The following is an 8,028-nucleotide window of genomic DNA, read 5'->3' on the forward strand; positions in this document are numbered from 1 at the left end:
GTCTTTTAATGCTAAAATTAAGGCGTTTAGAGCTGCTTTAAGAGGAGTAACGGATATAAAATTCTTTCTTTTCAGACTTACAAAGCTGTATGCTTAATCCCCCAGGTTTATCGGGTGAGCCCAGCTCCGGCTCGTGCTTGTGCAGGTAGTCACGGAACACCTCCGGGTGGAACCCGTACTCCGAGGCGACGGCGGAGGTGGTATGTCCTCCAGCCTTCAACTTGGCGATGGCCGCGGCATACTTGTTGGCAACCGCCTTGCTGTAACGCTTCCTTTGATTCAGGTCTATCCAGTCCTCGTCACCGTCGGCTTCCCCGCCTCTACGTTCCAGTATCAGGTCCCTGTGCCATTCCCGGAGATAGAAGCGGAACCCGGAGAGCGACACCGCTGTGCGGCGGACAATTTCTTTCACGTCCAGGTCCGTGTCACGGTACAGCTTCAGTGCCTCGCCGTACTTCTCCACCGTTTCGGGAAGCGGTCCGCGGGTACGCCCGTTGCCGGACATCAGCCCCTTCTTTTTCCGCTTCTTCGCCTGCTCCCTCTCGGCCTCCTTCTTCACAAGCAAACTGCGATGGTAAAAACGCAGGTGCTGGCTCAGACCGTTCGGCGAGACATTACATTCCTTCGCCACTTCCGGTATCGTCCTGTTGCTCGTCCGATACATCTTCACGGCGGGAGCATATTGCTCCACGAACTCCTTTCTTGCGCCACGCCGACAGTTGTCCGTAATGCCGAGCCGTGCTTTCTCCCGCTCCCGCCATTCCAAGACCTGCGGATAATACATCCCTCAGCTGGTTGCCCAGTCCGGTTTCACTAAGGCCGAACTCTCTGGCTATCGCGGAAACGCTAAACCGGATATAACCGATGTTCCCGCAAGCCTCGACCGCCGGGGCGTATTTCTTGCGGGTGGAATGGTGCTGGCCTCTCTTCGAACCCAGCTTCACCTCTTCAGGATTTCTCCCTTCGAGGGCGACTCCATACCTTGCCAGCATCAGCGGGCGATGCCAGCGGTGCAGATGGGCCTGCAAGCCGCTTTCCGCCACATGACACTCTTTCGCTATCAGGCGTACCGGCATATCGGTAGTGGCATACAGCCGGACGGCATCCTCGTACTTGTGAAGTGCGGCCTCCCGCTTTTCGTATGCGAACCTTTCCTTTCCGGAAAGATTCACTGGGCAATCCGTTCTGTCCGCTCCATCGGAGGAACAACCGTACGCCTGTCCCGATTCGGGAAAAGCCGGTGTCGAATCAATATTCGGATCGCACTTCATATACATCAATTACCGCCTTATTTTTAGCCTTATACACAAATATTCAGTTCACTTCTGAAAATCCGCCTCTTTTTAAGAGGAGGATTTTATCACATAAGAATGCCGTTCTTCCTCTTTTTAAGAGGAAGATAACGGATTGTAATAATCTTAAATACAAGTTATTATATGGTGAAAATCATATGGAATATCTTGGGTGATTATATAGCAAACTGTAATCGAAAGAAAATATGAATACGAAAAATAACAAACCGCAAGGCTTGCTTTATTTGGAAGAACATATTGCCTGTAAGAACTACCTTATTGGCGACCGTGCCTTGTTTGAAATAATCAAGCTGGAAACAGGAAAATTGTTTATCAGAGAGTCCGTGGGACGTTCAACCCTTGTGTTCCTTCTATCCGGGAAAATCCGCATTTCCACAAGGAATGTGGTGAACCGGGAGGTAGAGGCCGGCAAAATGTTCCTTGTAGCCACCAGAGACAGCTTCTACGGTAGGGCTGTCACGGATGTCACCTTGCTCAGATGCTCCTTCACTCAGGAGATTGCCCTTTGTAACAAGTTTGCCTTGAAAAAACTGCAAGGGTATGTTTCCTGCGGGGAACCGGAGGAGAATCCCGACATTGCCCTGCTTGCCATCCACCCGCTGTTGCAACAGGAACTTGAACTGACTTCCTCAATCATGGAAAAAGGTTTGCTGTGCTCCCATTATCAGCGTCTCAAGCAGGATATCATATTTATGGAACTCAGGGGATTGTACAAGAGAGAAGAGCTTGCCCGAATGTTTGCCCCGTTGATCGGAGCAGATGACGATTTCAAAAGTAGGATATTGGAAATATATCCGAGAGTCAGCACGATAAAGGAACTGATGGGAGAACTTCAAATGTCCCATGCCACTTTTAATCGGAAATTCCATAATTCCTTCAATATATCCCCCAAGCAATGGCTGATACAGAAAAAGAAGGAAAAACTGTTCAGGGATATTGTCATGACGAACCTACCCATAGCGGAAATTGCGGAGAAATATGGTTTCACGGTCAACTATGTGACTTCGTTTTGCAAGGAACATTTCGGGAAAACGCCAACGAAACTTAGACAAGAACATTCACCCCAATGATAAACGATGTATACTTTCCGCTGATATTTTCTCATAAGCAATAAATAATATATATAATAATGTAGGAATGCCATGCAACTCTAAAGTGAGCTGTTTTTGTAGATTTTTGAGCAACTTTTATAGATGTTTTTTTTGATATAATCTCTACCTTTGCAGGCGAAAATCAAGAGGTTAACGATGGTTGTCCTCCTCTTAAAAAGAGGCGGAACTTTCATTTAACGCAAAAATATCATTTTTAATGTTACGTGCAAGGGGGCGGATTATCTTTTTTTGTTTTTTCTCCATTTTTCTTTCCTGAATTCAAATCTATATCCTCCACTTCATGAACACGGAAAGCGTTTTCCGGTTGGCTGCCGCAATCACGTCAGGGTCCAACGAAGCCAGATAGATGGAGGTGGTCGCGGGATTGTTGTGTCCCATCGCCTCGCAAATGACGGTGTCATTCACGCCGGACCATTTGGCAAGCGAGGCCCATGTATGGCGGGCAACGTATGAGCTGAACGGTTCCTCCATCCCCAGCCGTGACGCGAGCCTCTCCAGCCTTTTATTCTGCGTCCGGAGGGCGGTGTCGTATCTGACCTCCTGTTTTTTTAAAGGATTATACAGGATGGGGAACAGGTAAGGGCACTCCTTGTCATCCACCATCCATTTCTCTATGATCTCCCGGGCGCAAGGCTGGATGACGATTTTCAGGCACTGGTTGGTCTTGCTTCTCCGGTAAACAAGGCATCTGTTCTTTATCTGGGACTTGCGCAGGTGGGCGATGTCCACAAAAGCCATCCCCTGCATATAGATGCTGAAGAGGAACATGTCGCGTGCGAACTCCAGTGATGCGTCACCCCTTAAATCCGCCCTGACTATCTTCTTCAACGCTTCCTTTCCCAATGTCCGTTTGCGTGTCTTTTCCGCTCCCGTGAACACTTTCCGGAAAGGCCGCTTGTCCTCCTGGATGATCTCCTCGTCCAGAGCATAATTATAGATCGCCTTCAATATCCTGTTGTACAATGATATGGTATTCATCTTCAATCCTTCCCCGATGAGATGGGTCTGGAAATCCTTCATCGTGCCGGAGGTCAGCTCCTCCAGCGCTATGTCTTTCTCCTGCCGGAACTGCATGAAATGTTTTAACGCGCATGAATAGTTGCCGGCGGTCTTGTGCTTGCCCAAGGCCTTGAAGTGGTCGGTACGTTCCGCCACAAGGCGGCAGAATCCTTTCTTCACCTTACCGGCTCTGGAACCCGCCTGTCTCGTTGTTCTTTCCATTGTCTTTATTTTATAGGATTTGAGTATCCGGACGGAAAGCCATATACCCGCCCGTTTTTAATAAAATAAATATTTTCCTCAAAAACGGAGCGGTTACAGTCGGATTCCCCATAATCGATGTTCAATCAAAATCGTTTTGTTACAGGAGGTTACTTTGATTCAGGGAATGCCGGACTTATCATGTCCAAAACAAAGTTGGCGGTAAAAGCCCTTGGGAATACAGTAAAGCGATTTATAATGCTATCGGATTCACTTTCATGGTTTCCAGGTTCAGGTAGAGTCCGTGATGTTCGACCATCCCGTTCCGGAACATCTTCCACAGGATATTGCAGCCGAGCTGAGCCAGCGTGGAGTTGATGAACAGGTCCTGCTTCTCCAACGCTTCCGCCAGCGAACAGCTCGGACCGGAATCCTCCTCCTTTACCCGGGCATACCGCACGAAGCGGGTGATTACCTTCAGTGAACCGACCGTTTCATACTGCTTGGATGCCGGCTGTTTGATCTTCTTCGGCACCGTGCCCATAACGACCTGTCCCGTGGTCTGTGTGTTTCCGAAATCCATCCAGTACAAAGGGGTTTCGTAAGTGCAGTATGTCGGTTGCGGCAAAGCTTTCAACAGGTTCCACAGGTCAATCCGTGACTTGGTATTGTCCGTACAGGTTATCGTAATATTGGCCAGATTGTCCCGCCGGGCATCCTTCAACACTGTCGGATAGATGTCTGCCTGCGCCTTCCAGTCATTGCCGAAGAAATTGTTTATCCGGGTGACAAGGCATTGCGCCTTGCTCTGTCCCAGATCGGACGGACCGAAAAGCTGACGGCCTATATTGGCTTCTGTCACGATGTCGGGATCATACAGGGTAACGAACAATCCCGGGTGTCCGAGTCCCCTCAGGGCCGCATCAAGCCTTGCCAGGCAGGTAAGCACCTGCGAGCCGGTTCCTCCCGCTCCGATCAGATTTACCGTAACCGGATGTTGCGGACTCATCAGGTAGTTGTCGGTATAATGTACTCTTTTCATATCAGAATGTCTTTAAGTTTCAGATTGTTCAATGGTTTCAACTCTTCAATGCCGAAAGGGCTGTTCCTGGCTGCTTTCGTCACCAGCACAAGGTTCGACCGGGTCGGGTTTCCATGGGCTCCCAGGTGCGAGAACTCCGTCAGCCAGAATTTCTTTTCCCAGTATTGCAGCAGCTTTTCGTAGGTCATATCTTTCGGTTTCTCTAAATTAGCAGAACCCAGACATACGCTGGAGCCGGTGACGTTGAAGAACGGTGCGGCATATAGTGGCGTATCCTTGTCGGGTGTATCGCCCTTGTAGGCATATATTCTCATTCCGTGTTCCCCCGCCTCGTAAATCACTCCCGGCAGGTTGTATTCCGCATTGTCGATTTTAAGCTCCGGTCTGAAGAACATCATCTTTTTACCCGGAGGATTGTACCATATATAACGTTCGCTTCCCTTGCGTGAATCACAATAGATCAGGTTGGACGGTACTTTTCCGTAGGGCGTGCTGCTGTGCCTTTCCGAATACCCCTTCACCAGCTCGTTCATGAATTCCAGGGTCACAGGTCTTCCTTCCGCCATATTCCCCCGGTCGTCTATATCCCGTATCTCCAGAAAGAAATTTTTCTCGTTCTCCGAGGCGTAGGCAATCAGTGCCGCCTTGGGGATAAGTAAGGTCTTCAAAGTCCTTGTAAGTTCGTTTGTCTCTATCATAGTGCTCAAATTATTATGTTGATGAATTTGTCCGCCCATTTGAAGAAGCGTTCCGGATAGTCATCCATGTGGAACAGCTTTTCCGTTTCGGGAGACAGGTCGAGTGTCGTAACCGGTATGATGTCGTAGGTCTCCCTGCTACAGGAATTGTAATAATCCACAAGGTAGTCCGTCACCATGTCGTAACTGTCATAGATTACACGTATCTGCTGGTAGAGATACATGGGCTGGAACTCCGGTTCCTCTTCATAAAATGGATCGTAGCCGTATTTCATGATACCGTGTTCAGGCGACAGAAATTCCAACCCTTCCTTCATGGCAGAAACCAGCGACCGTTCGTAGTCGTTCCGGGGTTCATACCGGTCAAGTGCTTTCGGAAGGTTTTTGTAGTAACACTTGTTTTCCACCCTCCGGAGCAGTGCTTGTACTCTGCCGTTCTCGTAGGAACGCAGAAGTTTCAGCCGTTTTCTCCTTTCCTCCGCTGTCTCGTCCGGTACATCTTCCGAGAGCCAGGTCTGCACATAGTCCGTATCGTCCTCGTCCAGTACGGTCTGTATCCCGTTTGCCCTCATCAGCTCATGGATGAACGTGATGGAGATACGTCTCAGTTCCGGGTCGAGAGCTTCCATGAATTTCATTGGAAAATAATACAATGTCAGTACACCCCAACGATGGGTTTTCCAGAGCCTGAATAGCAGCCGTCCGTTTTGCTCTTCAATATTGACATTCAGGTCTTCTCCGACAAGAGCTTCCATTTCTTCGTGCAGCCTTGCAATCCCTTCGCCGAACGTCCGTCCCGGAGTATGTACCGCTTCCTTTCCCAACAGGCAGGCATACCTGAAATAAGAATCACGCAGGAATTCGTAATTTTCCTGCGTGATGAGATTGTACCTGTTTCCTCCGGTGTCTTCCACGAAGAGACTCGGCAGCGGTCTGGGCAGAAACGTGGTGTTCAGAAAAGAGGAACGGCACCGCTTGGCGCAGTTATCCTTTCCTTCCTGTCCGTTCCATAACGGGTATCGCGCACGGTCTGTCCGATGATGAGTCTTGCCAGCCGTTCCGCCTGCTGTTCGTCCAATGGTACACATGATTTCTTCTGTTTCCTGTTGTCCTTACCCATAGCCGTCATCCTTTTGTCCCGATGGTTGTCTTGAACTCGTACACCGCCTTGTCTTCCTTGATGACCGGCCCGTGTACTGTCGCCGTGGTCAGTTCCGGATAGAAGTTCGAGTAGTAGTTCATGACCATTTCGGGGCTGTCCGATGTGTTCGGGTCATCAAGCGTGATCATCCCGTTGCCTTTCTTGAATGTGAATGAGCGTATCATTCCCTTAATTTCTAATGCCATAATATTAAACTGTTTGATAATGTGAAACATGGGATTCCAACATGGATTGCGGGAAGTCGGGATATTCCTCATAATCTTCCGGGCGGTAGGCGGGAACTTCCTGTTCCCCCTGGCAGTACGGATAGAGGTCTTCCGGATTTTGCTCCTGTTCCTGCCAGTATGGGATCTGTTGTCCCTCGTATGCTGGCTGTGGAGGAACTTGGCGGCTCATCGGGCGCTGTCCGGCATATTGCGGCTGTGGCGAAGCCTGATGCTGTGCCGGTCTCAGCGGAGGCTGTTGTGGCGGCCACATCGTCTGTTGTTGCCCGTCAGGAACCTGTGCGCCCGTCGGTCTTGGAGACTGCGGTTGTGGCGGACAGTGCGGTGCAGGCTGCGGCTGTTGTGCCGTTGCAGCCGGTGACTGCGGCCGGGGCTGTTGCGGCACAGTCTGTTCTTCCATCAGCTCGAACAGGCTGCCCTTGTTCATCGCCTTTTTCTGCTGCTCCATCATTTCGTCAATCTTCTTCTGGTCCTGCGGCTTGGCATAAGGACGTGCCTGTCCGAGCGCGGTGACGGCCTCCTTATGGTTCCCTGCGGCAATCAGCTCGCCGGCTTTCTTGAAATACTTCTCGTACTTCTCCCACTTTTCCCTTTCCTCCTTTGTTTCCTTGCTCTTCTGCTCCTTGGCGGATTTGCTTTCAGCGGCGGCTTTCTCCGCCTGCGCCTCGAACTGCGCCATGTTGGTGATCAGCCCCGTGGCTTTCTGCACCGGCCGGGCGACGGCTTGCAGGAATCCGGCATCCAGTTCCTGGGGGAGTCCCTTGAGGGCCAGCGGGATGATGTGGTTCTGGGCTTCGTCTTTCAGCCCGTTTGACTTCGGCAGTACGGATACCGCCAGTTGTCCGTTCGCTTTGCGGATGACCAGCGTAAGATCCACGCCCTCGGTCATCATCTGGTTGATTGCTGTAAAAAACATAATTGTATGAATTAAAGTGTGAATAACCGTATTCTTTCTATCTGTTGAAGAACTCCGCCAGCAGCCTGTTCCGGTCGGGATGGCTGCATATCTCCAGTACCGGGTCCAGCAGCGTGGAGATGTGCACGGGTCCGCTTCTTTCCCGTGGGGGGAATTTGACGGTCGGTTCCGGGACAGGATACTTCCTTCTTGCCGGTATCGGCACTGGTATCTGTACCGGCGCCATCGGCGGTCTTGAGTAAGCATTCGATAAACTCCCCCTTTCATTCTAAAAATGTGATATTACTTTTGTAATCAAAGTAAAAAAGCTCAATTGTTATGTCACATCAATGGACCATGGAAGATTTTGAATCTATTTATT

10 protein-coding genes are annotated in these 8,028 nt (G+C 50.1%); 1 reads left to right on the forward strand and 9 read right to left on the reverse strand.

The window, feature by feature from the left end:
* Positions 1-37 precede the first annotated feature (37 nt).
* Both NBH16_RS23595 and NBH16_RS22870 read right to left on the reverse strand, forming a co-directional pair.
* Entirely contained in the window at positions 38-412 is a 375-nt protein-coding gene (locus tag NBH16_RS23595) for a hypothetical protein (protein ID WP_502921432.1), read from the reverse strand.
* 202 nt (positions 413-614) lie between these two features.
* On the reverse strand, positions 615-1,277 hold the full coding sequence (locus tag NBH16_RS22870) for a hypothetical protein (RefSeq protein WP_250789112.1): 663 nt from the start codon (positions 1,275-1,277) through the stop codon (positions 615-617).
* A gap of 221 nt (positions 1,278-1,498) precedes the next feature.
* Here NBH16_RS22870 and NBH16_RS22875 point away from each other — a divergent pair, with 221 nt between their 5' ends.
* On the forward strand, positions 1,499-2,383 hold the full coding sequence (locus NBH16_RS22875) for a helix-turn-helix transcriptional regulator (protein WP_250789113.1): 885 nt from the start codon (positions 1,499-1,501) through the stop codon (positions 2,381-2,383).
* A 306-nt stretch (positions 2,384-2,689) separates the two neighbouring features.
* Here NBH16_RS22875 and NBH16_RS22880 read toward each other — a convergent pair whose 3' ends face one another.
* From NBH16_RS22880 to NBH16_RS22910, 7 genes are all read right to left on the reverse strand, one after another.
* Positions 2,690-3,646, reverse strand: coding sequence for a tyrosine-type recombinase/integrase (locus tag NBH16_RS22880; protein ID WP_250789114.1), 957 nt, complete (start codon positions 3,644-3,646; stop codon positions 2,690-2,692).
* 232 nt (positions 3,647-3,878) lie between these two features.
* Positions 3,879-4,667, reverse strand: coding sequence for a PRTRC system ThiF family protein (locus tag NBH16_RS22885; RefSeq protein ID WP_250789115.1), 789 nt, complete (start codon positions 4,665-4,667; stop codon positions 3,879-3,881).
* On the reverse strand, positions 4,664-5,365 hold the full coding sequence (locus NBH16_RS22890) for a prokaryotic E2 ligase family D protein (RefSeq protein ID WP_250789116.1): 702 nt from the start codon (positions 5,363-5,365) through the stop codon (positions 4,664-4,666). Before NBH16_RS22890 ends, NBH16_RS22885 begins: the two co-directional genes overlap by 4 nt.
* A gap of 5 nt (positions 5,366-5,370) precedes the next feature.
* Positions 5,371-6,453: a hypothetical protein gene (locus tag NBH16_RS22895; RefSeq protein WP_250789117.1), complete on the reverse strand. Its 1,083-nt coding sequence runs from the start codon at positions 6,451-6,453 to the stop codon at positions 5,371-5,373.
* 37 nt (positions 6,454-6,490) lie between these two features.
* A complete protein-coding gene (locus tag NBH16_RS22900; protein ID WP_250789118.1) occupies positions 6,491-6,712 on the reverse strand; it encodes a PRTRC system protein C in 222 nt (73 codons plus the stop codon).
* A 4-nt stretch (positions 6,713-6,716) separates the two neighbouring features.
* Entirely contained in the window at positions 6,717-7,667 is a 951-nt protein-coding gene (locus NBH16_RS22905) for a PRTRC system protein E (RefSeq protein WP_250789119.1), read from the reverse strand.
* A 37-nt stretch (positions 7,668-7,704) separates the two neighbouring features.
* A complete protein-coding gene (locus tag NBH16_RS22910) occupies positions 7,705-7,893 on the reverse strand; it encodes a hypothetical protein (protein WP_250789120.1) in 189 nt (62 codons plus the stop codon).
* Positions 7,894-8,028 lie beyond the last annotated feature (135 nt).

Origin of the sequence: Parabacteroides sp. Y3-G-102 (assembly GCF_023656845.1) — a bacterium.
Classification (GTDB): Bacteria; Bacteroidota; Bacteroidia; order Bacteroidales; family Tannerellaceae; genus Parabacteroides; species Parabacteroides distasonis.